The organism is Microbacterium halotolerans, from assembly GCF_003569805.1.
Lineage (GTDB): Bacteria > Actinomycetota > Actinomycetes > Actinomycetales > Microbacteriaceae > Microbacterium > Microbacterium halotolerans.
The window spans coordinates 90,431-117,031 of record NZ_KZ984054.1 but is presented as its reverse complement, the minus strand read 5'-3'; the positions used below and the strand labels follow the sequence as shown (position 1 = coordinate 117,031).

At 67.7% G+C, this 26,601-nt stretch carries 23 protein-coding genes; 6 read left to right on the top strand and 17 right to left on the bottom strand.

What is annotated here, in order from left to right; genetic code table 11:
- Positions 1–48: 48 nt before the first annotated feature.
- Positions 49–531 (top strand): MarR family winged helix-turn-helix transcriptional regulator, encoded by a 483-nt coding sequence (locus tag DZG09_RS14230; RefSeq protein ID WP_119698409.1) that lies wholly within the window; start codon positions 49–51, stop codon positions 529–531.
- 9 nt (positions 532–540) lie between these two features.
- Here the strand turns inward: DZG09_RS14230 and DZG09_RS14225 are convergent, their stop codons facing one another.
- Positions 541–1,131 (bottom strand): TetR/AcrR family transcriptional regulator, encoded by a 591-nt coding sequence (locus DZG09_RS14225; protein WP_119698408.1) that lies wholly within the window; start codon positions 1,129–1,131, stop codon positions 541–543.
- 66 nt (positions 1,132–1,197) lie between these two features.
- Here DZG09_RS14225 and DZG09_RS14220 point away from each other — a divergent pair, with 66 nt between their 5' ends.
- Entirely contained in the window at positions 1,198–1,770 is a 573-nt protein-coding gene (locus DZG09_RS14220; protein WP_119698407.1) for a dihydrofolate reductase family protein, read from the top strand.
- Positions 1,771–1,813: 43 nt separating this feature from the next.
- Here DZG09_RS14220 and DZG09_RS14215 read toward each other — a convergent pair whose 3' ends face one another.
- Genes DZG09_RS14215 through DZG09_RS14205 form a run of 3 tightly spaced genes read right to left on the bottom strand, consistent with a single transcriptional unit; the run spans position 1,814 to position 7,757 of the window.
- A complete protein-coding gene (locus tag DZG09_RS14215; RefSeq protein WP_119698406.1) occupies positions 1,814–2,305 on the bottom strand; it encodes a peptide deformylase in 492 nt (163 codons plus the stop codon).
- Positions 2,302–4,338: a MinD/ParA family ATP-binding protein gene (locus DZG09_RS14210; protein WP_240424053.1), complete on the bottom strand. Its 2,037-nt coding sequence runs from the start codon at positions 4,336–4,338 to the stop codon at positions 2,302–2,304. The genes DZG09_RS14215 and DZG09_RS14210 overlap by 4 nt, the downstream gene beginning before the upstream one ends.
- Before the next feature lie 11 nt (positions 4,339–4,349).
- On the bottom strand, positions 4,350–7,757 hold the full coding sequence (locus DZG09_RS14205) for a pyruvate carboxylase (protein WP_119698405.1): 3,408 nt from the start codon (positions 7,755–7,757) through the stop codon (positions 4,350–4,352).
- Between the two features lie 159 nt (positions 7,758–7,916).
- Here DZG09_RS14205 and DZG09_RS14200 point away from each other — a divergent pair, with 159 nt between their 5' ends.
- On the top strand, positions 7,917–8,723 hold the full coding sequence (locus tag DZG09_RS14200) for a ParA family protein (RefSeq protein WP_119698404.1): 807 nt from the start codon (positions 7,917–7,919) through the stop codon (positions 8,721–8,723).
- Between the two features lie 284 nt (positions 8,724–9,007).
- Here DZG09_RS14200 and DZG09_RS14195 read toward each other — a convergent pair whose 3' ends face one another.
- The 3 genes from DZG09_RS14195 to DZG09_RS14185 all read right to left on the bottom strand — a co-directional run bounded on the left by DZG09_RS14195 (position 9,008) and on the right by DZG09_RS14185 (position 10,767).
- Positions 9,008–9,550, bottom strand: coding sequence for a MerR family transcriptional regulator (locus tag DZG09_RS14195; protein WP_087055647.1), 543 nt, complete (start codon positions 9,548–9,550; stop codon positions 9,008–9,010).
- A 123-nt stretch (positions 9,551–9,673) separates the two neighbouring features.
- Positions 9,674–10,360 carry a transcriptional regulator FtsR gene (ftsR, locus tag DZG09_RS14190; protein WP_240424052.1) on the bottom strand — a complete coding sequence of 229 codons (687 nt, stop codon included), beginning with the start codon at positions 10,358–10,360 and terminating at the stop codon, positions 9,674–9,676.
- Between the two features lie 2 nt (positions 10,361–10,362).
- Entirely contained in the window at positions 10,363–10,767 is a 405-nt protein-coding gene (locus DZG09_RS14185; RefSeq protein WP_119698403.1) for an FHA domain-containing protein, read from the bottom strand.
- Positions 10,768–10,981: 214 nt separating this feature from the next.
- Here DZG09_RS14185 and DZG09_RS14180 point away from each other — a divergent pair, with 214 nt between their 5' ends.
- Both DZG09_RS14180 and lpdA read left to right on the top strand, forming a co-directional pair.
- On the top strand, positions 10,982–11,719 hold the full coding sequence (locus DZG09_RS14180) for a copper resistance CopC family protein (protein WP_162893333.1): 738 nt from the start codon (positions 10,982–10,984) through the stop codon (positions 11,717–11,719).
- A gap of 20 nt (positions 11,720–11,739) precedes the next feature.
- Positions 11,740–13,137, top strand: a complete 1,398-nt coding sequence (gene lpdA, locus DZG09_RS14175; RefSeq protein ID WP_119698401.1) for a dihydrolipoyl dehydrogenase — start codon at positions 11,740–11,742, stop codon at positions 13,135–13,137.
- A gap of 251 nt (positions 13,138–13,388) precedes the next feature.
- Here lpdA and DZG09_RS14170 read toward each other — a convergent pair whose 3' ends face one another.
- From DZG09_RS14170 to DZG09_RS14140, 7 genes are all read right to left on the bottom strand, one after another.
- A complete protein-coding gene (locus DZG09_RS14170) occupies positions 13,389–14,012 on the bottom strand; it encodes a CYTH domain-containing protein (RefSeq protein WP_119698400.1) in 624 nt (207 codons plus the stop codon).
- 112 nt (positions 14,013–14,124) lie between these two features.
- On the bottom strand, positions 14,125–15,168 hold the full coding sequence (locus DZG09_RS14165) for a YihY/virulence factor BrkB family protein (protein ID WP_162893332.1): 1,044 nt from the start codon (positions 15,166–15,168) through the stop codon (positions 14,125–14,127).
- 99 nt (positions 15,169–15,267) lie between these two features.
- Complete coding sequence (locus DZG09_RS14160) at positions 15,268–15,729, bottom strand: prepilin peptidase (RefSeq protein WP_119698398.1); 462 nt, start codon at positions 15,727–15,729, stop codon at positions 15,268–15,270.
- Positions 15,730–15,799: 70 nt separating this feature from the next.
- Positions 15,800–16,297 (bottom strand): SsrA-binding protein SmpB, encoded by a 498-nt coding sequence (gene smpB, locus DZG09_RS14155; RefSeq protein ID WP_119698550.1) that lies wholly within the window; start codon positions 16,295–16,297, stop codon positions 15,800–15,802.
- 238 nt (positions 16,298–16,535) lie between these two features.
- Positions 16,536–17,453, bottom strand: coding sequence for a permease-like cell division protein FtsX (gene ftsX / locus DZG09_RS14150; protein WP_119698397.1), 918 nt, complete (start codon positions 17,451–17,453; stop codon positions 16,536–16,538).
- Positions 17,450–18,469 carry a cell division ATP-binding protein FtsE gene (ftsE, locus tag DZG09_RS14145; RefSeq protein ID WP_119698396.1) on the bottom strand — a complete coding sequence of 340 codons (1,020 nt, stop codon included), beginning with the start codon at positions 18,467–18,469 and terminating at the stop codon, positions 17,450–17,452. The genes ftsX and ftsE overlap by 4 nt, the downstream gene beginning before the upstream one ends.
- Before the next feature lie 109 nt (positions 18,470–18,578).
- Complete coding sequence (locus DZG09_RS14140) at positions 18,579–19,991, bottom strand: sugar porter family MFS transporter (protein ID WP_119698395.1); 1,413 nt, start codon at positions 19,989–19,991, stop codon at positions 18,579–18,581.
- Between the two features lie 415 nt (positions 19,992–20,406).
- Between DZG09_RS14140 and DZG09_RS14135 the strand changes: the two genes are divergently transcribed.
- Positions 20,407–21,012, top strand: coding sequence for a GNAT family N-acetyltransferase (locus tag DZG09_RS14135; protein ID WP_119698394.1), 606 nt, complete (start codon positions 20,407–20,409; stop codon positions 21,010–21,012).
- Between the two features lie 80 nt (positions 21,013–21,092).
- On the opposite strand, the gene DZG09_RS14130 is transcribed toward DZG09_RS14135, so the two are convergent.
- The 3 genes from DZG09_RS14130 to pepN form a co-directional block, all read right to left on the bottom strand.
- On the bottom strand, positions 21,093–21,968 hold the full coding sequence (locus DZG09_RS14130) for an SDR family oxidoreductase (RefSeq protein WP_119698393.1): 876 nt from the start codon (positions 21,966–21,968) through the stop codon (positions 21,093–21,095).
- Positions 21,969–22,069: 101 nt separating this feature from the next.
- On the bottom strand, positions 22,070–23,677 hold the full coding sequence (locus DZG09_RS14125) for an HNH endonuclease signature motif containing protein (protein ID WP_119698392.1): 1,608 nt from the start codon (positions 23,675–23,677) through the stop codon (positions 22,070–22,072).
- 334 nt (positions 23,678–24,011) lie between these two features.
- Positions 24,012–26,528, bottom strand: a complete 2,517-nt coding sequence (pepN, locus tag DZG09_RS14115) for an aminopeptidase N (RefSeq protein ID WP_119698390.1) — start codon at positions 26,526–26,528, stop codon at positions 24,012–24,014.
- Positions 26,529–26,601: the final 73 nt, after the last annotated feature.

The following is a 26,601-nucleotide window of genomic DNA, read 5'->3' as shown; positions in this document are numbered from 1 at the left end:
AACCGCGATTGTTCAACTACTGTTGTGCGACTCGGCTAGGATCTGAGTATGGCATCCGTGGAACCCGCTGAGATCGACATCGCCACTCTTGCGCAACTCACCGCGGCGGCAGCGAATCGGCATCTGCTGACCGCCCTGAGAGCACTAGGCCACCCGGATGTGCGCGCGTCCCACGGATATCTGCTTCAGCATCTGATCAACGGCGACCCGACGGTCTCCGACCTCGCAGATCAGATGCGCGTCACACAGCAGCGAGCTTCTGCCCAGGTCCGCGAGCTCGAGCATCTCGGCTACGTCACGCGACGCACCGATATGGCAGACAACCGAGTCAGGCGGATCTCGCTGACCGCTCGAGGCGAAGACCTCATCGCCGACGGCCGCCACGTGCGGGCGCAGCTCAACGCCGTTCTGATCGATGCCGCGGGGGAAGACAGCGTCCACACAACGGCTGAGACCCTGTCGCGCCTCCTGGACGCCGTCGGCGGCGCGGAGCAGATTCGACGAAGGTCGGCTCCGCTTCCCGAGGACTGAGCACCACTGTCACCCGTGGGACGAGATCTGTGGAACCTGCAGCGCCCTCGAGACGGCGGCTTCGATGAGTCGCTGCACCTCGGCCTCGTCGAGCAGGTGCGGCAGCGTCAAGCGCTCCAGAATCAGCCAGTTCAGCGACAGGTACAGGAGCAGAACAGAGGTTTCGTCACCAGGCAGGCCTGACGCCACATGATTCGCGACATTGGTGTCGATATCCTTCCGGATGCGCTCGCTGAGCACTTCTCCCAGCGCCGGTCTGCGTATCGCTTCCAGCCGCAGCTCGATCAGGGCCAGATGCCCGGACGGGAAGGACGAAACCCGCACAACGAGTTCCTGCATCAGTTCGACGAAGCGGTCCATCCCTCCCTCCTGCCGCCCGACCGCCGTCGCAGGCACGCCTGACAGCATCCGGTCGTAGACCCGCGCACCTATCTGCATGAACAACTCGTCGCGGTTGGCGAAGTAGTTCGACGCGGTCCCCGTCGGCACGCTCGCTTCACTATCGACGGCGCGGAACGTCAAACCGCGCGCGCCTTCGCGCGCCAAGACCTCGATCGCTGCGTCACTCAGCGCCCTACGTCGTTCGTGGTTCCGTCGCATTGCCACCTGCCTCGCTTTCCACTACATTCAAAGTACTTCATTCATTGTACTTACGGAGGGCAGCTCATGCGGAAGCTCGTGTACTACGTCGGAGTCACGCTCGACGGATGCATTGCTGGGCCACAAGGGGAGACTGACATCTTCCCGGTCACTGAAGAACTCATCTCCTGGATCATCGCCCATTACCCGGAGACTCTTCCCACGCACATACGGCATCAACTCGATATCGACGACAAGGAGAACCGAGCCTTCGACACTGTCGTCATGGGACGGCGGACTTTTGAGCCCGCGCTCGCAGTGCCCACGACCAGCCCGTACGCACACCTGCATCAGCACGTGATATCGCGCACGCTGAAGCTTGAGGATGCGGCTGTGAACATCGACCGCGGCGACCCCGTGGACCTGGTGCGACGACTCAAGCGCCAGCCATCTGACAAGAACATCTGGCTGTGCGGTGGCGGAAGTCTCGCCGGTTCGCTTCTTTCCGAGATCGACGAGATCGTGCTGAAGCGCTACCCCGTCGTCGCAGGCGAAGGAATCCGCCTCTTCGCCAGCGAGTTCGATCCTCGCCGATTCATCGCAGCAGACCGACACGAGTTCGCCGACGGCACCAGCGCGACTCAGCTTGTGCGAAGTTGACTGATAGCAGCACCGCGAAGCGTGTGCTCACGGGCACGCGAGGTCAGAACCAGGAGGACTCGCGCACTTCGCGCATCGCGATCCGGCGCTCGTCCTTGGTGAGTCGCTGCAGGTACACGGTTCCGTCGAGATGATCGGTCTCGTGCTGCAGCATCTGAGCGAACAGACCCGTTCCCTCGAGCACGACCTCTTCGCCTTTCAGATCGATGCCCTCGGCCCGCGCGTACGGGTGGCGCATGGCGTCATGCCAGAGGTCGGGCACGGACAGGCACCCCTCGCCCGTCGGCTCGAGCTCTCCGCGCACCTCGACGATGCGCGGGTTCAGGATGTATCCGATGGTGTCGTCGACGTTGTAGCTGAACGCGCGCAGCCCGACGCCGATCTGCGGCGCGGCGACGCCCGCTCTGCCCGGCAGCTTCACGGTGTCGAGCAGGTCGGTCACGAGCGATCGGATGCCGTCGTCGATGTCGGTGATCTCCGCGCACGACATGCGCAGAACCGGATCACCGTACAGCCGGATCTCACGAACCGTCACGCCTCATCCCCCACGGAGTGCAGCGCGGCGGAGCGCATCCCCTCGATGACGTGGGCCGCTGCCTCCCTCGCCGCACGGCGCGTGCCCGGTCGCAGATCGGCGAACGCGACAGCACCGCCCGTTGCGAGGTTCTCGTCGTACGGCAGACGGACGACGGCGCGCACCCGCGAGGCGAAGTGCGTCTCCAGCTCGTCGAGTCGGACGAGGGAGCGGCCGGGCGCCGACTGGTTCAGCACCACGACAGCGCCGCGCACGAGGTCTTCATGCCCGTGCGCCTCGAGCCACGTGAGCGTCTCGGATGCGAGCCGGGACTCGTCGACGCTCGGGCCGGCGACCACGACCAGCTGATCGGCCATGTCGAGGGTCGCGCCCATCACGGCGTGGATGATGCCGGTGCCGGTGTCGGTGAGCACCAGCGAGTAGTACTGCGAGGCGACCTCGGCCACAGTGCGGTAGTCGGCGTCGTCGAACGCGTCGGCGATGTGCGGGTCGGTCTCGGATGCGACGATGTCGAGACGCGTCGAGTCCCGAGCGACGAGGTCGGTGATGTCGGCGTAGCCGCGGATCCGGTCGTGCCGACGCACGACGTCGCGCACGGTGCGGTTGGTGCGGGTCGCGACGCGCTCTGCCAGTGTGCCTCTGTCGGGATTCGCGTCCACGGCGACCACGCGGTCGTCTCGCCCATCGGCCAGCGCCATGCCGAGCAGTGTCGTCACAGTCGTCTTGCCGACTCCGCCCTTGCGGCTGAGCACGGGCACGAACCTGGCACGACCAGGCAGCGGTGCGGCGATCCGCGCGGTGAGTTCCTTGCGCCGACGGACCTTCCTGCTGTCGCCGAGGTTGATCAGGCCGCCCGTCGCACGGTAGAAGAATCCGCGCCACGCGCCTTCGGGCTGGACCCTCCTCCGCGAGGACTCGATCAGGCGGTCGCTGGTGAGCTGGTTGGCGCTTTCGCCGCCCGAGCCGCCCCGCTGCCCCGTCGCCGACTGGGATACGAACCGCGTCGATGGACCGTTCGATGCCGACGGTGCGTCGGTGCTTGCCATAGGTTCCGCCTCCGTGGCGTCGTCGGTCGCCGCAGGTGCGGTCGCTGATTCGTTCGTCGTGCCCGCGATCTCGTCGAGCTCGGTGTGGTCGACGACGTCTTCGCGCACCTCCCGTGCGGGCGCGGCGTCGTCGAGCGGAGCCGACCCAGCGTCCTCCAGTGCTTCGTCCTCGGCGAGGTCCGGTTCCTGCCCCGCGGCGTCAGATGCGCCGAGCGTCGCCTCGTCCTGCTCGCCGTCCTCGGATGTCGTGCCTGCGTCGTTCTGCTCCGCCTCGAGCGCGCTGTCATCGGCATCGGCGCTCGGATCCGCCTCGTCAGAAGCACTCATGTCCGCCGTGCCTGCACCGCCGTCAGCACCCGCCTCTGCGACATCGAGCGACTCCGCCTCGGTGTCCGACTCGTCGGCCGGTTCGTCCGGCTCAGCGACGTCGGCGACCGCGACAGGTGAGGATTCCGTCTCGGCAGGCTCCGTGGCGAGGTGCTCCCCCGAGTCGCCGGTGCCCGACTCCTGAACGACCTGCTCGGCGTCGGCGCCGAGCAGGCCTCCGCCGTCGGCATGTCCGGGGTCCGATGCGTCGTGCTCCGAGGAATCGTCCGGACCGGCGTCCGGTTCCACCGGCTCATCCGGATCAGCGTCCGACTCATCCGGATCGGAATCCGTCGCCACCGACTCATCGGGATCGGACTCCGACTCGTCCTCGACGGACTCGTCCCGCTCGACGTCGGCGGATGGACGAGTCACGTGACCCACCGGATGCTCGGCGCCGTGGTCGGGAAGCTCGAGCACGATCGAACCGCCGGACAGCGGCTCCGGGCCGTCGTCGACCACGCCCTCGTCGTCCAGATCCTCGTACCCGCGCGGCAGGTTGATCCTCACCTGCTCGGTCGGAAGACCCAGTGCGTTGAGCGCGGTCGTGTCCGCGGCAGGAGTGTCGAGGACACCATGGTCCTCGAACTCCTCTTCGGATTGCTTCTCGTGACGTGCCACAGACAGCCAATCTACTTGGCGGGAGCGACCACAACCAAAAGGTCACCCGCGTCGACCTGCTGCGTGGCGGCGATCGCGAGTCGTTCGATCGTTCCATCGGCGGGCGCGGCGATCGCCGCCTCCATCTTCATGGCTTCGATCGACGCGACCGGTTGGCCCGCCTTCACCGTGTCGCCGACGGCCGCCTTCAGCGTCACGACTCCGGCGAACGGCGCCGCGACATGGCCGAGCTGCGACGAGTCGGCCTTCTCCGCCTGCACCACGTCGACGTCGATGCTGCGGTCTCGCACGGAAACCGGTCGGAGCTGACCGTTCAGCGTCGTCATCACCGAACGGATGCCCTTGTCATCGGCCTCACCGATCGATTCGAGCCCCGCGTAGAGCTCGACGCCCTTCTCGAGCTCCACGACATGCTCCTTGCCCTGCTCGAGGCCGTAGAGGTAGTCGGCGGTGTCGAGGAGTGAGACGTCGCCGTAGGCGGCGATGGTCTGCTCGAACGCGCGAGTCGGAGCGGGGAACAGCAGCTGGTTCAGCGTGCGGCGACGCGTTGCGGAGTCGCCGTTCAGGCCCTCGTGGTCCTCCTCTGTGAGCGGTTCGACTCCTGGCTTGACGCTGCGACCGGCAAGCACCTTGCTGCGGAACGGTTCGGGCCAGCCGCCGGGCAGGTCGCCGAGCTCGCCCGCCATGAAGCCGACGACCGAGTCCGGGATGTCGTACTTCTCCGGGTGGTTCTCGAAGTCGGCGGGGTCGGCCTTGACGGCCGCGAGCTGCAGTGCGAGGTCGCCGACGACCTTCGACGACGGCGTCACCTTGGGCACGCGGCCCAGGATCCGGTCGGCGGCCGCGTACATGTCCTCGATCAGCTCGAAGTCGTCCGCGAGCCCGAGCGCGATCGCCTGCTGGCGCAGGTTCGACAGCTGGCCGCCGGGGATCTCGTGACGGTACACGCGACCGGTGGGCCCGTCGAGACCCGACTCGAACGGGCCGTACAGGTGGCGGACCGCCTGCCAATAGGGCTCGAGGTCGCTGACCGCGTCGAGCGACAGGCCGGTGTCGCGCTCCGTGTGCGCAAGCGAGGCCACCAGTGCCGACAGCGACGGCTGGCTCGTGGTTCCCGCCATCGGCGCGCTGGCGGCGTCGACCGCGTCCGCCCCCGCGGCCGAGGCGGCGAGCAGGGTGGCGAGCTGCCCGCCTGGGGTGTCGTGCGTGTGCACGTGCACGGGCAGGTCGAAGCGCTCACGGAACGCCGTGACCAGCTTCGCGGCCGCCGCGGGGCGGAGCAGCCCCGCCATGTCCTTGATCGCGAGCACGTGCGCGCCCGCATCGACGATCTGCTCCGCGAGCTCCAGGTAGTAGTCGAGCGTGTACAGCTTCTCGTTCGGGTTGAGCAGGTCACCCGTGTAGCAGACGGCCACCTCGGCGACGGTCGTACCTGTGGCGAGCACCGCGTCGATCGCCGGGCGCATCTGCGAGACGTCGTTGAGTGCGTCGAAGATGCGGAAGATGTCGATGCCGGTGTCGGCCGCTTCGCGTACGAACGCGTCGGTGACCTCGGTCGGGTACGGGGTGTAGCCGACCGTGTTCCTGCCCCGCAGCAGCATCTGAATGGCGACGTTCGGCAGGGCCTCGCGCAGGCGTGCCAGTCGCTGCCACGGGTCCTCGCCGAGGAAGCGCAGGGCGACATCGTAGGTCGCGCCTCCCCATGCCTCGACCGACAGCAGCTCCGATTCCATTCGCGCGACGTGCGGCGCGACGGCCACGAGGTCGCGGGTGCGCACGCGCGTCGCCAGCAGCGACTGATGCGCATCGCGGAAGGTGGTCTCGGTGACGGCGAGCGGCGTCTGCTCGCGCAGCGCCGCCGCGAACCCCGCGGGGCCGAGCTCGAGAAGTCGCTGCCTCGACCCGGCAGGCGCCGCCTTGCTCAGATCGATCGCCGGCAGCTTCGAGTCGGGCGAATAGCCGAGCGGGTTGTCGCCGTTGGGCTTGTTCACCGTCGTGTCGACCAACCAGGTGAGCAGCTTCGTGCCGCGGTCCTTCGACTCGCGCCCGCGCAGCAGACCCGGCCGTTCGTCGATGAAGGCGGTCGAGACATCGCCTGCGATGAAATCTGCGTCCTCGAGCACGGCCTGCAGAAAGGGGATGTTCGTGGCGACGCCGCGGATGCGGAACTCCGCCAGTGCACGGCGAGCGCGGGCGACAGCCGTGGAGAAGTCCCGTCCGCGGCAGGTGAGCTTCGCGAGCATCGAGTCGAAATGCGGGCTGATCTCGCTGCCTGCGGCGGTCGTGCCGCCGTCGATCCGGATGCCGCTTCCGCCCGGCGAGCGATAGGTCGTGATCTTGCCCGTGTCCGGACGGAAGCCCTGCGTGGGGTCCTCGGTCGTGATACGCGTCTGCATGGCCGCGCCGTGCAGGTGGATCCTGTCCTGCGTGAGGCCGAGGTCCTGAAGCGATGCACCGGCCGCGATGCGCATCTGCGAGCCGACGAGGTCGACGTCGGTGACCTCTTCGGTCACTGTGTGCTCGACCTGGATGCGGGGGTTCATCTCGATGAAGACGACCTCTCCCGCGCGCTCCCCCGCAGTCTCCAACAGGAACTCGACGGTTCCGGCGTTCTGGTAGTCGATCGACTCGGCGAATGCGACGGCGTGCTTGTACAGGTCTTCGCGCACCGACTGCTCGAGGTTCGGAGCCGGCGCGATCTCGACCACCTTCTGGTGCCGGCGCTGCACCGAGCAGTCCCGCTCGAACAGGTGCACCGTTGAGCCCTGCTTGTCGGCGAGGATCTGCACCTCGATGTGTCGAGGACGCACGACCGCCTGCTCCAGGAACATCCTGGGGTCGCCGAATGCGCTGTCCGCCTCGCGCATCGCGGCTTCGAGAGCCGGAGCCAGTTCCTCGAGCGAATCGACACGGCGCATACCGCGCCCGCCGCCGCCGGCGACGGCCTTCGCGAACACGGGGAAGCCGATGTCCTCGGCCTGCGCGACGAGCGCGTCGATGTCGTCGGTCGCCTCGGTCGAGCGCAGCACGGGAACGCCCGCGGCGATCGCGTGCTCCTTCGCCGTGACCTTGTTCCCGGCCATCTCGAGGGCGCGCGAATCAGGCCCGATGAATGTGATGCCGTTCGCCGCGGCCTTCGCCGCGAGGTCGGGGTTCTCCGAGAGGAAGCCGTAACCGGGGTAGATCGCGTCTGCGCCCGATTCGACGGCGACGCGAATGATCTCGTCGACATCGAGGTAGGCACGCACCGGGTGGCCTTCTTCGCCGATCCGATAGGCCTCGTCGGCCTTCAGCCGGTGCAGCGAGTTCCGGTCCTCGTACGGGAACACCGCGACAGTTCGTGCGCCGAGCTCATAGGCCGCGCGGAACGCACGGATCGCGATCTCTCCGCGATTGGCTACCAGGATCTTCTCGAACATGTGCCTCCTCAGGCAGCTCGGTAAGGTCAACGTCCCCCAGACTAGAGCACCCTGCCGACGCCGACGGTTCGGGGCCGGTGTCGGCAGCCGGTCTGCGCCGCGTTCGGCGCGGGCCGCGCATTCCGACGACGAACAGGTAACGGAATGTAACGTGTAGGTGTGCACGTACTCAGCGTTAGTTCCCTGAAGGGCGGCGTCGGCAAGACGACCGTCACCCTCGGCCTCGCGTCGGCCGCGTTCGCGCGCGGCCTGCGGACGCTGGTCTGCGATCTCGACCCGCAATCGGACGTCTCCACCGGCATGGATGTGAACACCGCAGGCAAGCTCAACATCGCCGACGTGCTCACGTCGCCGAAGGAGAAGACGGTGCGTCAGGCGATCGCGCCGAGCGGTTGGTCGAAGGTCCACCCCGGTACGATCGACGTGCTGCTCGGCAGCCCGTCCGCCATCAACTTCGACGGCCCCCACCCGAGTGTTCGCGATGTGTGGAAGCTCGAAGAGGCACTGGCGATACTCGAGAGCGAGTACGATCTCGTGCTGATCGACTGCGCCCCGTCGCTGAACGCCCTCACCCGCACATCGTGGGCGGCCAGCGACCGCGTCGCCGTCGTCACCGAGCCCGGCCTGTTCTCCGTGGCCGCCGCCGACCGTGCCCTGCGCGCCATCGAGGAGATCCGTCGCGGCCTCTCCCCCCGCCTGCAACCGCTCGGAATCGTGGTCAACCGCGTGCGCCCGCAGTCCATCGAGCACCAGTTCCGGATCAAGGAGCTGCGCGACATGTTCGGCCCGCTGGTGCTGGAGCCGCAGCTTCCCGAGCGCACCTCGCTACAGCAGGCTCAGGGCGCCGCCAAGCCGCTGCACGTGTGGCCGGGCGAGTCCGCCCAGGAGCTCGCAGGCGAGTTCGACATGCTGCTCGACCGCGTCATGCGCTCCGGCCGAATCCCCGATCCCCGCGACACGAAGTAGAGCTCTTCGCATCTCCCGCGGTTCCTCAGCCAGCAGCTGAAGAGAACGCGGAGACGTGAAGAGACGTGTTCACCGCGCCTCGACGGCACCTGGGGCGCAGGCGCCGCGATGGCAAGGCGGAGGAGGGAAGGACGCCGACAGCGCCCTGACCGACGACAACGCCGCCAGCACAGAACTCGCGGAGCGGGCCGCGAGTGCGGGCGGCGCAAGGCCGAGGAGGGAGTCGGGCCGAAGAGAGCCCGGCGACCGACGAGAACGCCGCGACGGGCGTGCTCGCGGCCCGCTCAGGCGGTGCGGCGGGCGCGGCGGGCGGCCAGCTCGTCGACGGGATCCGGCACGCTCGGGTCGAACTCGACGAGCGTCGACTCGACCTCGCGCAGCACCTTGCCGACGGCGATGCCGAACACGCCCTGCCCGCGGCTGACGAGGTCGATCACCTCGTCGTTCGACGTGCACAGGTACACCGACGCGCCGTCGCTCATCAGCGTGATTCCCGCCAGATCGTGGATGCCGGCCGCGCGCAGCTGTTCGACCGCTGTGCGGATCTGCTGCAGCGAGATGCCCGTGTCGAGCAGACGCTTGACGAGCTTGAGCACCAGGATGTCGCGGAAGCCGTAGAGCCGCTGCGAGCCCGAGCCCGCCGCGTTGCGGATCGTGGGGACGACGAGCTCCGTGCGCGCCCAGTAGTCGAGCTGCCGGTAGGTGATGCCAGCGGCCTTGGCGGCCACTGCGCCCCGGTAGCCCGCGTCGGGATCGAGGTCGGGAAGTCCATCGGTGAAGAGGAGGTCGACGGCGAAACCGCGCTCGGAGGGAGTGCGTTCGGTCATTGTGTCCCCTTCATCCTTAAACATCAGCTCTAAGGTACGCCGTACCCCGGGGGTGATCAACGACATCCGGATCGTGTCGGGCACGTGTCCTGCCGCCGTTACCGAAGTGAGATGTCGTCACCACTAATCGGTCAGCCGTCCGAGCGCGTCCTTGACGAAGATCGTCCGGATGTCGTCGAGGCGCGTCGCCAGCTCCGGCGCGAGTTCACTCGCCTTCGCCCGCGACGACGCGTCGGTGCGACGCAGCAGTGCCGACATGGCGCGCTCCACGAGGGCGACCTCGCGCTCGGCTGTCTGACGAAGACCGCGCACGTGACGCGGTTCGATGCCGTGGCGATCGAGCGCCACGAGCGTCGACAGCAGCCTGACATCGCGCTCCGTGTACTTCTTGCCCGCCTCGATGACGCCCGTGCTGATCGCATCGTTGAGCAGCTGAGGAGCGGCACCGGATGCGGCCAGCAGCTCCTTGCGGTCGTATCGCACTTCGGTCGGGTGGATCGATGGCGGTGCGATCGGCGTCTGCGGCTCCTCGCCCGCGTCGAGCTGCTCGAGGTGCTCCCGGATGACGTTCAGCGGCATGTAGTGATCGCGCTGCAGTGTGAGCGCGAATCGGAGCCGTTCGAGATCGTCGTCCGAGAACTTGCGGTAGCCGCTCGCAGTGCGCTGGGGAGCGACGATGCCCTGCACCTCCAGGAAGCGCAGTTTGCTCGACGTCAGCTGCGGGAAGTCGGGCTGGAGCCGCGAGAGCACCTGGCCGATGCTCAGCAGACCGGCCTTCGCCGCCGTCGCGCGCCTTGCGGGCGACCCCACTGTTACGCTCCCGCGGAGGACAGGTCGTGCGGGGAGCTGAAGAAGTTCACTCTGAACTTGCCGATGCGCACCTCTGCGCCGTTGTGCAGTGCGCCGCGATCGACGCGCTCACCGTCGACGTACGTCCCGTTGAGCGAACGCTGGTCGACGATCTCGAAGCGGGTGCCATCGCGCAGCACCTGCGTGTGCCGACGAGAGACCGTCACGTCGTCGAGGAAGATGTCGGCGTCGGGGTGACGCCCCACCGTCGTGACGTCGCGGTCGAGGAGGTAGCGGGCGCCGGCGGTGGGGCCGGAGCGCACGAGAAGCAGGGCGGCTCCGCTCGGAAGCGCCTGAATGGCTTCGAGCTCCGTCTGCGACAGCTCGCCCGCAAACGGAACGTACGACAGATCGGAGTCGCTGCGCATGCTCTGCGTGGTGTCGCCCGGGATGTCGCTGCCCCCAGCCGTGTGGCCAAGATCGGACGCCGTGGTGGGCGGGAATTCAGAATCTGACACGCGTTCCTCCTTTCGAACAAGCGTATCGGATCAGCTCGGTGAACGACGACGAAATTTGGACTCAGGAAGTCGGTCGGGTTGGACTCAGGAAGTCGGTCAGGTTGGCGCGCGTATCGTCTCGGATATGACTTCCACGCTCCGCCACGATGCCGCGCGAGTCGCAACGCTCGCCGCGGCGGCCGCTGCCATCGCTCTCGGTTCCCTCGCCGTTGCCGCCCCCGCCTCCGCACACGACCAGCTGGTCGCCTCCGATCCGGTGGCCGACGCGACGATCGACACGCTCCCCGAGCAGCTGACGCTCGTCTACAGCGGCGAGCTGATCTATGCCGAGGACGGCACAGCCGTACAGGTTCTGTCGCCGTCGGGCGAGGACGTCGCAGGCTCCCCCACCATCGACGGCACCGACGTCGACGTGCCGCTCACGGGCGGGGAGGCCGGTGACTACGAGGTGACGTGGCGGGTCGTCTCCAACGACGGGCATCCGATCGATGGCACCTTCAGCTTCTCCGTCGAGAACTCCTCCGACACCTCCGCGAGCGACGGCGACGACTCCCCCGGCACCGACGGCAACGACTCCCCCGGCACCGATGCCGACGACGCGGAGGCGGGCTCTGCCGAGACGGACGGAGCGTCGGAGCCCGCCGATGAGTCCGACACCGCACAGGAGGACGATGACGCCGCCGGCTCCTCATCGGACGCGTCCGCGATGGACTCGGGCATCGGAACCGGCATGTGGATCGCGCTCGGCGGCGGCGTCGTCGTGGTGATCGCCGCGGTCGTCGTGATCGCGATCGTGACGAGCAGGCGAAAGGGACCGCCCTCATCCGGCGGCGGCACCGACTCCGGCGACGAACGCCCCTGAGTGCGAGATAGGCTAGGAGCATGGCTCATTACGACGTCGTCATCCTCGGAGCGGGCCCCGGCGGGTATGTCGCCGCGGTGCGCAGTGCACAGCTCGGACTGAACACCGCGATCATCGAAGAGAAGTACTGGGGCGGTGTGTGCCTCAACGTCGGCTGCATCCCGTCGAAGTCGCTTCTGAAGAACGCTGAGATCGCTCACACCTTCAACCACAAGGCCGACTTCTTCGGCATCTCAGGCGAGGTCTCCTTCGACTTCGGCGCGGCGTTCGACCGCAGCCGCAAGGTCGCAGACTCGCATGTCAAGGGAATCCACTTCCTGATGAAGAAGAACAAGGTGACCGAATACGACGGCCGCGGCACCTTCACCGGACCGAAGTCGATCTCAGTCGCGAAGTCCGATGGCTCCGCTGAGGAGGTCACGTTCGACAACGTGATCGTCTCAACCGGTTCGACCGTGAAGTCGCTGCCAGGCATCGAACTGAGCGAGAACGTCGTCTCCTACGAGGAGCAGATCCTCAGCCGCGAGCTGCCCGGTTCGATCGTCATCGTCGGCGCCGGCGCCATCGGTATGGAGTTCGCCTACGTGCTCAGCAACTACGGCGTGAAGGTCACGATCGTCGAGTTCCTCGACCGCGTGCTTCCCAACGAGGATCCGGAGGTCTCCAAGGAGATCGCCAAGCAGTACAAGAAGCTCGGCATCGACATCCTCACCTCCACAGGCGTGAATTCGGTCGATGACAACGGCTCGTCGGTGCACGTCACCTACGAGACCCGCGACGGCCAGGCCGGCGAGATCGACGCCGACAAGGTGCTCATGTCGGTCGGCTTCGCCCCGCGTGTCGAAGGCTTCGGCCTCGACACCACGGGTGTGAAGCTCACCGATCGCGGCGCGATCGACATCGACGACCGCATGCGCACCAACGTCGACGGCATCTACGCGATCGGCGACGTCACCGCGAAGCTGCAGCTCGCGCACGTCGCAGAGGCGCAGGCCGTGGTCGCCGCCGAGACGATCGGTGACGCCGAGACGCAGACGCTGGGCGACTACCGGATGATGCCGCGTGCCACGTTCTGCCAGCCGCAGGTGGCCAGCTTCGGACTCACCGAGGAGCAGGCCACCGCAGACGGTCACGAGATCAAGGTCGTGAAGTTCCCGTTCAGCGCGAACGGCAAGGCGAACGGCCTCGGCGAGCCGGTCGGCTTCGTGAAGATCATCGCCGACGCCGAGCACCTCGAGCTGCTCGGCGCTCACATGGTCGGCCCTGACGTCTCGGAACTGCTGCCTGAGCTCACGCTGGCACAGAAGTGGGATCTCACCGCTCTCGAGGCGGCGCGCAACGTGCACACACACCCGACGCTGTCTGAGGCGCTGCAGGAGGGCTTCCACGGCCTCGCCGGTCACATGATCAACCTGTGACGCCCGCGTGTTCGAGAGAAGCCCGGTTCCGCAAGGTGCCGGGCTTCTCCATGTCAGGAGCCCGGAGCTGACGCGGCGCCGTCGTTCCCCCAGGATTCGGCCGGATCGTCCTCCGGCGCTGGCGGAGTCTCACGAGTCGTGCAACGGTCGTCAGCCGGGATGAGGCTGCGCGACGCCCATCTCACGCCGGTCCTGCTTCTGCGTCAGTCGCGCCGGAACAGATGCGGCGTCTGGATCATCGACCCGTATCGTCAGTGCCCCAGTGCTCTGGCAAGCTTCGACGCCGAACTGGCGCCTCTTGCGCCGGCTGCCGTCGCGATGCGGGTGATCTCGGCGAAGAACGACTCGTGATCGGCAGGGGCGGCAGGGCCGAGTTCGACCTCCCACTCGCACCACGCCTGTTCGACACCGGCACGCAGGTCGGTCGCGCGCACGCGGTCGTCGACGAACTCCGCGACCACTCCCCCTGCGGCGTCGCGCAGAGCGTAGGCGGTGCGGTCGTTCACGATCCGCGCGAGCGGTTCGAGCGGATCGCTCGTCCAGCGCGCGAGCTCGGCGCGCACCTCGTCCGGAACCGCCTGTCCATCGCCGAGCGGCCAGCCCAACTCGGTTCTGCCGCCGTCGGCCAGAGGCCCCTTGATGTGCCATCCGGCATCCGGTCCTCCGGTTCTGCGGCGCAGCGCCACGCCCGCACCGGCCAACACGGCCTCGGCCGTGTCGAAGTACGTCGCGTCGAGGTGGCGCTCCTCCCCAGCCGAGACGTCATGCACGCTCGGCACTGTCGACCAGTCCGGCACCGGCGTCCCCTCGTCGACGTCGAACTTCTTCTCGATCTCGATCGAACGCTCCGGCGCGGATCCTGCTGCGGCTGCCATGCTCTCAGCCTACGGCTGATCACGCTGTCGAGATGCGCACCTTTTCGACATCCGGGCGTTGAAATCTGCTCATCTCGACGAGACGTGCGCATCTCGGCAGGCCGGCGCAGGATCAGGAATGTGCGCGGCTTCGACGGAGGGCTCGCTGCTCGCGTTCTGCGGCCTCCTCTTCGCGGGCGACGGTGAGCGCGTCGGCGGCAACGCGCACGTCGCGCTCAGCCGCGCGGACGGCGCGCTGCTTGAATGTCTCGGCGCCGAAGGTCGCGCCGACGCGGTTCTGGCCGTCTTCGACCGTGAGCACGATGTAGGCACTGGCGATCAGGATCACCTGCGACGACAGGTTGAACCAGAGCAGCAGCGCGATGAGCGAGGCGAAGGTCGTCAGCAGCGGGTTGCTGTCTGCTCCCCCGACGAACAGACTGGACAGCTGCTGCAGCACCACGAGACCGGCCGCGCCGAAGAGGGAGCCGAGCACGAGCTGACGCACCCTGACCTTCATTCCCGACTGCAGCCAGAACATCCACCCGATGATCACGGCGTCGAGCGCGAACACCACCAGGGTCGTGCCTGCCTTGGTGAGGAAGGCACCGGCCCCACTGCCAGACGCACCCAGCCAGTCGAGCACCTGGTCGGTGAACGCTGTGCCCAGGAACGTCACGGCTGCCGACGCGACCAGCAGCACCGCGATCGACACGGCGAAGAGCAGGTCATACACGCGCATCAGCCATGCGGCATCGTTGGTGTGCCTGGTACCTGCGATCGAGCGCACCGACATCCGGAGATTGCCGACGGCGCTGACCAGCGCCCAGATCAGGGCGATCACCGAGACGACACCGGCGACGATGTTGCTGGCGGGCAGCTTCGGTGCCACGGAGAGGTCGATGATCGCGTCGTCATCCGTCCCGACCAACCCAGGCACGAGCTGACCGACCATGGTGACCAACGCGCTCCACAGATCACTGCTGGTCGACAGCCAGATCGAGGCAGCCGCGAACCCCAGCAGCACGGCCGCGAACAGCGCGAACAGCGCACGGAAGGTGATCGCGGCCGCGAGCAGCCCGCCGCGGTGGTCGCTGAACATCAGCGCCGCCCGAACGAGCCGCAGTCGCAGCACCCAGGCCATGCCCTTCCCCAGCGCGTCCCACACAGCGTTCACCCTCCCCACGCTACCGGTCCCCGCTGCCGAGATGCGCCGCTTTCAACGCCCGGATGTCCGATGGGCGCGCATCTCGATGACCGAGCGCGTAGGCCTGGTCTAGCCGAGGAGGGGGCCGATGCACGCGCCGAGCAGCATGAACGGCCCGAACGCGATGCGGGTGCGGCGGGTGGCACGACGCAGCGTGACGAGCACGAGCGCTGCTGCGCCGCCGAGGACGAATGCCGCCGCCGCGCCGATGCCGAATGCGCTCCATCCGTGCCATGCGAGGAAGAAGCCCACGAGCACGGCGAGCTTGACGTCGCCGCCGCCCATGCCGCCTCCCGCACCCCAGAGCACGAGGTAGAACGCGCAGAGCACGCTCGCCCCGAGCACAGCACGAGCGATCGCCTCGAGGCCGCCACCGGTCACGGATGCTCCTGCGAGCAGGGCGGCGATCACGGCGGTGCCCGGCAGCACGACGCGGTTCGGCAGGCGGTGCTCCACCATGTCGCTCCGGATGAGCATGAGCGCCACGCATGTGAAGCTCATGTACGCGAGGGCGACGAGCGTCCGGTCCATGCCCGGAACACTAGGCCGGAGCGCAGGGGTAGCGTTCAGGCCTGTGGAGAACCGCAGTGCGGAGAGTGCTCTATTCGCCCATCCGATTGCGTGTGCGCATCGCGCGCTCGGCGTCGCGCTTGTCCTGCCGCTCGCGCAGCGTCTGGCGCTTGTCGTAGAGCGTCTTGCCCTTGGCGATGCCGATCTCGACCTTCGCCCGCCCATCGACGAAATACAGCTTCAGCGGCACGAGCGTGTAGCCGCCGGCAGCGGCCTTCTGACCGATCTTGGCGATCTCGTCCCTGTGCAGCAGCAGCTTGCGGTTGCGCTTGGCCGCGTGGTTGGTCCAGGTGCCGTTCGAGTACTGCGGAATGTTGACCTGGTCGAGCCACGCCTCGCCCTTGTCGACGTATGCGTATCCATCGGTGAGATTCGCATGCCCCTCACGGAGCGACTTGACCTCGGTGCCCTGCAGCACGAGACCGGCCTCGTAGGTCTTCTCGATCGTGTACTCGTGGCGAGCACGACGATTCACCGCGATCACCCGCTGGTTCGGGTCCTGTGCGCTCTTCTTCTGCTTCTTGGCCATGCTCACCTCCCGGTGAATTCGAAGGGACAGCCTCTCATCCTACATCGACCCGAGCGACTCGCAGGACGCAGTGGGGAGCGCGCTCGGAGCTCGATCTCATATGGCACGGCGGACGAAGGACACGTGCTCGGCGCTCAACGGGACACGTGCGGGAGTGCGTGCATGGCAAGGCGAAGGAGAAAAGGGCACCGACAGTGCCCTGCCCGACGACGACGCCAGGCGCTTGCTCTCGCGCGCGTCAGGCTCGGAGCCAGCGGCGGATGGCGAAACCGGCGGACACCGCCGACAGCAGGACGCCCAATGCCACGATGACGACCACGACCACGAGCGCCTCCGGCATGCCGACCCACGGAACCGGCCCCATTCGCTGCGCGAGGTACCCTGTCACGCCGAAGTGCACCATTGCGACGATCGCACCGCTGGCGAACACGGAGCCGATGAATGCTGCGATGACGCCCTCGAGCACGAAGGGTGTCTGGATCGCGCGGTTCGATGCGCCGACGAGGCGCATGATGCCGACTTCCCGGCGGCGGGCGTACGCCGACAACCGGATGGTCGTTCCGATCAGGAGCACCGCCGAGATAAGCATGAGCGCAGCGATTCCGACCGCGATATAGGTCGCGATGGTCAGAGCTGTGAACAGCGGCTGCAGGTAGGCCATCTGATTGCTGACCTCTTCGACGCCGTCGGTATCGCTGAACGACTCGACGACGGCTTCGGCATTGCGCGGATCGTCCGGTGCGACGAGCGTGATGTGGAACACCGCGTTCGTCCATTCTTCGCGCAGGCTCTCCGCCGTCTCGGGGAAGTTCTCGACGTTGAGCTTGTACGCCTCCGCCTGCGATTCGAAGCGGTAGTCCTGGATGAGCGGATTGAGCGTGTCCGAGTTCAGCTTGTCCTCGAGCTCGGCGATCTTCTCGTCATCCGCCGTGCCGTCGAGGCAGGTGTCGGCGGACGAGATGTCGGAGCAGAGGTACACGTCGACCTGAGCGCGGTCCTGGAAGTAGTCGCGCATGGTCGAGATCTGCGACTGCATCAGGATCGCGGCACCGACGAAGGTGAGCGACACGAAGGTGACCAGGATGACGGAGACGACCATCGAGAGGTTGCGGCGCAGCCCGCTGAAGGCCTCGCCCATGATGAGACCGAAGTTCACGAGGTGGGTCCCACTTCCTCATCGTTGCCCTGCAGGCCGAGCCGATCGGCGACGCCGACGTCGGCCACATCGGCACCGGTCCTCACGTCGGGCGCCTGACGGCCGGGCCGTTCGTTCGATGCGTGTTCGGCTGTCGCATCCGACGTCTGAGGTTCCGGCGCTTCAGGGCTCTGGGCATTCGCGACGCCTGAGGCCGCGTCGGTCGCCAACGGCGTCACCGTGCCCGTCGCCAGATGTCCCGATACCTCGCGCTGAGCCTCGAGCACCTCGGTGAGCGCGGCGGTGGAGGATGCACCCTTCTCCGTCTTCGCACGGATGCGCTGCACAGCAGAGCTGTCGCCGTAGCCGCCCGACACCTCGTCGCGCAGCAGCCGCCCGTCAGCCAGCTCGATCACGCGGCGACGCATCCGGTCGACGATCGCGGCCTCGTGCGTCGCCATGACGACCGTCGTTCCGCCGTCATTGATCTGCGCGAGCAGGTCCATGATGTCGGCCGACGTCTTCGGGTCGAGGTTGCCTGTCGGTTCGTCTGCCAGCAGGACCTGCGGGCGGTTCACCAACGCGCGGGCGATTGCGATGCGCTGCTGCTCGCCGCCCGACAGCTCGTGCGGCATGCGCTTGGCCATGTCCTTCAGCCCGACGCGACCCAGCGCCTCAGGCACCGCCTGCTTGATCATGGCGCGAGACGCACCGATCACCTGCAGTGCGAAGGCGACGTTCTGGAACACGTTCTTCGACGGCAGCAGCCGGAAGTCCTGGAACACGGAGCCGATGTGACGTCGGAAGAACGGCGTGCGTCGGTTCGACAGAGTCTTGGTGTCGCGACCCAGCGCGAGGACCTTGCCCTGCGAGGGCACATCCTCTCGAAGGATGAGTCGCAGGCACGACGATTTGCCGGACCCGGAGGGACCGACCAGGAAGACGAACTCGCCGCGGTCGACATCGAAGCTGACGTCGTCGAGGGCGGGCGCCGCCGTTCCGCGATAGCGCTTGGTGACGTTTTCGAACCGGATCATGGCGTACCCAGGCTAAGCGGCACGCATCCGCCGCCCGCCTGCGACACACCAGCCCGACCTGCGATATCGCTGGCAATCACAACCACAGCACCGCACACGCTGTGCTGTGCTAACCCTCCATCGACTCCAGCTCCTTACCCCTCGTCTCGCGCACCTTGAACACGACGAAGACGAGCGAGAGCGCGCTGAAAGCGGCGTACAAGCCGTACGCGAGGGTGAGCGAGATGCCGCTGAGCCATGGGAACGTGGTCGAGATCGCGAAGTTCGCGAGCCACTGCGCGGCTGCTGCGACGGCGAGAGCGCTGGCGCGGAAGCGGTTCGGGAACATCTCGCCGAGCAGCACCCACACGATCGGGCCCCACGTTGCGCCGAATCCGACGACGAACAGGTTCGCCGCGACGAGCGCGATGATCGACCACGGCGCCTCGAGGCTGGCGGAGACGGAGCCGTCGTCCGCTGTGACGAGCTGTGCGAAGGAGAACGCGACGGCCATCGTGCCCAGGGCGATCGTCATCAGGATCGACCCCGCGACGAGCAGCGCCTTGCGGCCGACTTTGTCGACGAGCAGGATCGCGACGATCGTGACGACGATGTTCGTGATCGACGAGATCACGCTGGTGAGCAGGGCGCTGTCCTCGCTGAATCCGACCGAGCGCCACAGCGTCGTCGAGTAGTAGAAGATCACGTTGATGCCGACGAACTGCTGGAACACGCTGAGCAGGATGCCGACCCAGACGATCGGCTTCAAGCCGAAGGCGCGCCCTGCGAGGTCGCGCAGCGATTCCTTCGTCTCGTCCTGCAGGGAGTCGCGGATCTGCTGGATCTTGAGGTTCACATCCGGCTCACCGCTGAAGTCGTAGAGCACCTGCGACGCACGATCGACGTCGCCTTTGCGCACGAGGTAGCGGGGCGACTCCGGCAGGCGCAGCGACATCGCGCCGTACACGACGGCGGGGACCGCTTCGACCATGAACATCCAGCGCCAGGTCTCGATGCCGAACCAGAACGTCTCGGCTGCGCCGCCCGACGTCGCCGCGAGGATCGCATTGGTCAGCAGAGCGGCGAAGATGCCGCTCACGATGGCGAGCTGCTGCAGCGACCCGAGCCTGCCGCGCACTCGAGCGGGCGACACCTCCGCGATGTAGGCAGGCGCGATGACTGAGGCCGCCCCCACCCCGAGCCCGCCGACGGCTCGCCATACCATGAGGTCCGCGACGCCGAAGGCGAAGCCGGATCCGATCGCCGAGATGAAGAACAGGATGGCTGCCACGAGCATGACGGGGACGCGTCCGTAGCGGTTGGCGAGACTGCCTGCGAACCATGCGCCCAGCGCGCAGCCGAGCAGGGCGATCGACACGGCGAAGCCCTGCAGCCCGGCGCCGAGCGCGAAGTCGGCGGAGAGCGCATCCACTGCACCGTTGATCACCGAGGTGTCGTAGCCGAAGAGGAAGCCGCCGAGAGCCGCCGCGATGGAGATGCCGATGACGCGACCGCTGATGCGCGGCACCTGTGCGTTTGTCATGTTTCGTCCGATCTTGTGGATCGCCCGCCGCCCGGATGGTGTGGGGACTGAAGGGGTCGTGACGCGCGCCGCGCCTGGCCGCCCAATACCCTACCCCTTGCGGGTTCCTCGGCATCCGAGGCCGGCGAGACCAGCCCGAGACGCGGATTCGATGCGAAGACGAGGTCGTGAAGCACACGCGGACGAATCGCGACGGTCACCTTGGTCGGAGAGCTCGACGAACGTCTCGCCGACGCATCGACCAGGCTCGTAAGCTGGCGCATCACCACCGGCGTCGACCCGCGGAAGAGGCGGCGGCGCTGCTCACGCAGATGGCCGCTCGCACGCGGGCGACGCCGGATGCTGTGGGAAGACGCGCCCGGGCCGCGTGATCGCGGTCGATTTCGCTGGTCGCGCGCACGCGTAGCCTGGGCGCATGGGACGCATCCGCCGCGCGAGCACGCACGACGTATCAGGGGTGTACCGGGTCTGTCTGAAGACCGGTGCGGCCGGTGGCGACGCCACCGAGGAGCACGAGAACCCCGATCTGCTGGGGCACGCCTACGCGGGGGCGTACCTGGCGGGAGAACCGAAGTTCGCCCTCGTCGCCGTGGACGAGCACGGTGTCGGCGGGTACGCGGTCGGCGCACCGGACACGCGCACCTTCGAATCCTGGCTGGAGCAGCACTGGTGGCCGACGCTGCGCGAACAGTACCCGCTGACGCCCGAGGTGGAGAACGCCCGCACCCCGGATGCCCGACTGATCCGACGGTTCCACCGCCCATCGGCGACTCGGGACGGCTTGCTCGAGGAGTTCCCCGCGCACCTGCACATCAATCTGCTGGAGCGCTGTCGCGGCGGCGGCATGGGCCGCGCACTCATCGAAGAACTGACCGGCGCCCTGCGACAACACGGCTGCACGGGCGTGCACCTCGGCGTCGCTCCAGAGAACCAGAGTGCGATCGGGTTCTATCGACGACTGGGATTCGAGACACTCGCGTCGCGGCCGGACGAGCTGGTGCTGGGCATGCGCTTCGTGTGAGCCGCAGGGACGGACATCGCCGACGCGCGACGAGGAGCTGCGTCGACATCGACGGGCGCGCAGTCATCGCGCGCAAGCGACTATTCGAGCGAGAAGCCGCCATCGCTCGTGAGCACCTGGCCGACGATCCACGAGCCGCTGTCGGTGGCAAGCCATCCGATCAGGTTCGCGGGGTCGCTGGGGTGTCCGTACCGACCGAACGGCGTCGTGGCGAGATGCTGTTCGAGGGCATCGAGCGAGCGGTCCGTGCTGTCGGGGTCCATGTAGCCGGTGTTCACGGGGCCGGGGTCGATCGTGTTGAGCACGATCCCGAGCTCCAGCAGTTCCGCGGCGACGGTTGCCGTCACTCCGGCAAGCCCCGCCTTGCTCGTCGCATAGGCGATCTCGCCGCGCATCGGACCATGCAGCTGACCGGATGTCATCCAGAACACCTTGCCCGTCGGCTCGGCGAACGGCTTGCCCGAGTCGATGCGCTCTCCAGGGCGCCGGGCCGCGCCGTCTGCAACCGGATTCTTGGAACGGGCGAACTCGGCCGTGAGCAGCAGCGTCGCGCGCGCGTTGACCGCCCAGTGCGCGTCGAGCGAGTCTGCGGTCATGTCGAGGATGCTGCCGTCGCCGCCGCTCTTGGCCTGGTTACAGACCAGGATGTCCACAGTGCCGGTGAGCGCTTCCGCTGCACCGAGGACGGCGGTCGCGGCGTGCCGGTCCGACAGGTCGGCTTCGACGTCACCGAAGCGCGCCGTCGGCCCCGATGCCGCGCGAAGCTCTGAGCGCACGAGATCCAGGTCGTCACCGCCCCACGGCTGATCGAGATCGTGGGGTCGGAAGTGCTGAATGAACACATTCGCACCGCGGTCTGCGAGTTCTCGCGCCACGGAGAACCCGATGCCGCGGCGGCGGGAGACACCGGTGATCAGCGCCGTCTTGCCTGACAGCGGGAGGGAAGCAGCGTGCATGAGCGAACCTTTCGTCGGCGCGGGTCGCGCCCGTCGGAGAATGAGGATCAAGCTCGGTGGCAACGCATGCGCGTCACGCTACCAGCGCAGTTCCGCGGTCGCTACGCGGCGGGCCGGAATCTCTTCGGCGGCGGGTCTATGCCGTGGAAGGCATACTCGAGGGCCAACCGCGGAGGGAGGTCTTCTGCGCCTCCGCCGGGATCGTGCAGGACGAAGTCGCGCTTGTCGGTGCGGGTGATGCGATGACCGCCGGTGTGCAGACGCATGTGGTGGAAGCGGCAGAGCAGGATGCCCCTGTTGACATCCGTACGGCCGCCTTCGGCGAAGTGGTCGATGTGGTGCGCCTCGCAATAGGACGCGGGTCGGTCGCAGCCGCGCCAGCGGCAACCGCCGTCGCGGACAGCGAGGGCGATGCGCTGCGCCGGTGTGAACAGCCGGTGCTCTCGGCCCACGTTGAGCGGGTCGCCCGCTGGCGACACCGACACGGGTACGGTGCCGGTGTCGCAGGCGCGCTGGTCGGCGACCGGTGCGGGCACGCGCGTCAGCCGATCCTCGGTGTGTGCGGCGCCGCCGACCTCGGCCGGAGAGTCGACTATCCTCACCAGCCGCACGCCCGCCTGCTTCGTGCCGTGCACGCTCTTCGCATCGGCCAGCGTTCCCGACCGGATCACGTCGAAGAGAAGATCGTAGGAGAGCTGCTCGAAGGTGCGCGGATCGTCTACGAGCTCCTGCGCTGCTTCCTTCTCGGCAGCGTCCACGAAGCGGGGCCCGCCCAGACGAGGGCGCAGCGCACTGTCGAGCACGCTCCGCACGAACGCGGCGCCCTCGTCGTCGAAGACGAACGATCCGTGCGAACGGCCATCGGCATCGACCCACATCCGATAGGAGCGCGCCTCATATCGCTCGAAGTATCGCCTGTCGGCGCCGTCGGGGTCGAGGCGATCGCGGATCGTGCGCGCGGCCATGCGCAGCTCCTCCACAGAACGGTGCGCGGCTTCGTCGGCGAGCTGCTCCGCCGCGAGTCGCCACGCCTCGCGGAACTCCCGCTCGATGCGCGCACCATCGACGGTGCTGAGCGGAGCGTCACCCGACATCGGCGCTGCGGCAGGCGCAGTCGGCGGCTCCCCGAGCCCTCGGAGGATCGCGTCGTGCTGCGCCTGCGAGAGCCCACCGTGCACAAGCGCATGATCGAGCGGCGTATGCCACGACGGCGGCGTCACAGGTGCACGCGAAGCGTCACCGCCATCCGAGCTGCCGCCGTCCTCTGTCTGATCGCCGAAGCCCGGCTGTGCCTCGCCGCTCATCGCTGCGTCAGGCTCTTCCTCGTCGTCGGCGCCGCCCTGGCGCCCCGACACCGGCAGAAAGCCATCGAGGATCGACGTCCCGACGCGAATGCGCTGATATGCGTCGCCCTTCGACCCGCCGGTGACGCCCTGGATGAAGTCTGTCGCCCTACGATGCCCGCGCTTCTGCGCGAACCCGTCATGCCCCGCCTCGCGCGTCGACCGCTCGGCCACGACGCCCGCGCCGATCACCTCGACCCGGTCGACGGAGCGCGAGAGCTTCGCGGCCGTCTCCATGAGCTGCGCGAGCTCCTCATCGTCGAGCGCCCGGATCACCGACACGACATCGTCTGCCCCTTCAGCACCGCCGACGAGCAGGCCGCGCAGCCGCGCCACCTGCTCGTCGATGTCGGTGAAGAGTTCCATGCTTCATTCTAAAATCGGCCTCCGACATTCGACCTCGCTGATCAGCAGTTGCCGGTTCCAGCGCTCCCGCGACTGTTCCCTTGACCTCTGATAGCGCCCCTGGCCGTCGAGGCGGGGACGCCGAGCAGCTCGGCCGCATGGGCCAGCGAGAACCTGTCCCGGTGCGCGAGCCTGATCAGTTCGGCCAGATAGGCGTTCAACCGCGAGATCGCCTCCCGCATCGCACCTCCGGAGTCGGCGGGCAGCGTCGCGCGTGCGGCCATCACCGAGTGCGAGCTGTCTTGCGTACCGCTGAGCCGATTCGTCAGTGCCCTGCGCGATCCCTGTCCTTCTCTCACGCGTTCGCCGCGCGCACGTCCAGATCGCGACGCAGATGGTCGCGCTGCTCGATGACGAGCCGCCGCAGCGAACCCGGTGCGTCGGCGTTCTCCTCGAGCCACGCGTCGGCGAGCGCGAGGTCGTCGCGCTGAGGGAACAGGTCGCGCACGAGCCGCCTGGCGATCTCGATGCTGCGCGTCTCCCACACCTCGCGCAGCCTGGCGAAGTAGTCGGTGTCGAAGCGTTCGATCAGGTCGCGCCTGCCCCCGGCGCGCACACCGGAGATCGTCGCAGAGAGGTGGTCATTCGTGAGCGTCTGGTCTTCCCAGGCCGCACGCCACGCGCGCTCGCGCACATCGGCATCCGGTGTCGAAGCGCGCACGCGCACCCACGCGGTGCGGCCCGACATCGTGTCATCGCCGGCGAGCTCCGCGTCGGCGTCCTCCTCGGTCGCACGGCCGGTCGCGGCGAGCGCGGCCAGCAGGCTCCAGCGCAGGTCGGGGTCGAGCGGGAGACCGTCCGGCACGCCGCGCCCGTCGAGCAGGCCCCGGATGTCGTCCGCCAGGTGGTCGTCGCGCCCCGCGGCACCTGCGACGGCGCGCGCCCAAGCCAGCTGCGCGTCGCTTCCCGCAGCCGCTGCGTGCAGGCCGTGCCACGTCGCATCCAGCCAGGCGCGCCTCTCGTCGTAGCTGAAGGCATCGGGCACGTAGTGGCCAACAGCGAACGCCGCATTGTCGAGCGTCTGGGTGAGCAGCCCCACGTGCGCCTCCCCTCCTGCATGGCGGCGGACGATGTCGAGGTAGCGGGCCACGGCGAGCTCACCGTCGCGCACGGCGTTCCACAGCGAGGACCAGACGAGTCCTCGCGCCAGGTCGTCTCGGAGCGTGGACAGCGCCTCGGATGCCGCATCGATCGAGCGCGCATCGAGACGCGCCTTGGCATAGGTGAGGTCTCCCTCGTTGACGAGCACGAGGTCGGCCCGCTTCACTGCTTCAGCAGCGGGGCCGGCAAGCAGAGTCCGTTCCTCGGCGATGTCCAGATCGATGCGCGACGTCCGGTGCAGTCTGCCGTCGGTGATCCGGTACACGCCGATGGCGATCCGGTGCGGGCGCGGATCCGTCTGAACAATGGCCGCATCGTCGCCGTCGCGGTCGATCGCGATAGTCGACATTCCGCTCGTGGACAGCCACGCAGCCGCCCATGTCCGCACGTCGCGGCCCGACGCATCAGCCAGAGGTGCCAGCAGATCGTCCAGCGTCGTGCTGCCGAAGGCGTGCGAGGCGAAGTAGCGCCGCGCCGCCTCGAAGAACGACTCCTCGCCGACGAACGCGACGAGCTGCTTGAGCACGGAGGCGCCCTTGGCGTAGGTGATGCCGTCGAAGTTGAGCTTCGCCGCCTCGAGGTCGGGAATGTCGGCCACGACCGGATGCGTCGTGGGCAGCTGATCCGCCTGATACGCCCACGCCTTGCGGCGATTGGCGAACGACACCCATGCATCGGTGTACTGCGTGGCGGCGGCCGATGCGTGCGAGCCCATGTAGTCGGCGAAGGACTCCTTCAGCCACAGGTCGTCCCACCAGCGCATGGTGGCGAGGTCGCCGAACCACATGTGCGCCATCTCGTGCAGGATCGTGTTCGCGCGCCCCTCGTGCTGCGCTCTGGTCGCCGCCCCGCGGAACACGTAGTCCTCGGTGAACGTGACCAGCCCCGGGTTCTCCATCGCGCCGAGGTTGTACTCCGGAACGAAGATCTGGTCGTACTTGCCCCACGGATACGGGTACGCGAACGCGTCATCGTAGAAGTCGAGCCCCTGCCGTGTGATCTCGAGGATGTTCTCCGCGTCGAGATGCTCCGACAGCGACGCTCTGCACAGCACGCCGAGCTGCACGCGCTGGTCGCCCCGCGTCCACTCCCCCGTTTCGCGATGGTACGGTCCTGCGGCGACCGCCGTGATGTAGCTCGGGATAGGCAGCGTCTCGGCGAAGCGCACGGTCTGAACGCTCTCGCGCTCGGCGACACCGACGGCCGGAGCGTTATTCAGCACCGTCCATCCGGTCGGCGCGCTCACCTCGAAGTTCCAGCGCGCCTTCATATCCGGCTGCTCGAAGCACGGCGTCACGCGCCGCGCATCCGCAGGCTCGTACTGCGTGTACAGGTACGTCTCTCCGTCGGCGGGGTCGACGAAGCGGTGAAGGCCCTCGCCCGAGCGACTGTAAGCCCCCGTGGCGGAGATCCGGATGATGTTGCGCCCATCTTCGAGGCCGGTCACGCGGATGCGCGCGCCATTCCACTCCACCTCGCGGGTCTCTCCGTTCACCGACACCGATTCGACGCTCTCGCCGATGAAGTCGACCCAGGTCTCCGAGGCCGTCGCGTCGATCTCGAGCACTGCGACCACTCCGAAGCCCGTCGTATCCCCGTCCCGCGCTCGGGTCACGTCGAGCGCGACATGCTCTGCGGATACGGTGACGGCAGCGGCGCGCTCCGCAGTCTCGTCACGGGTGAGGTTGGCTGAAGCGTTCGCTGTCGTCACTCCCCCATGCTCGCACTTCCCGCGCACGAGTGCGCTGCGGAGGCCGGCTCCGTCACGACTGCAACGGTCGCAC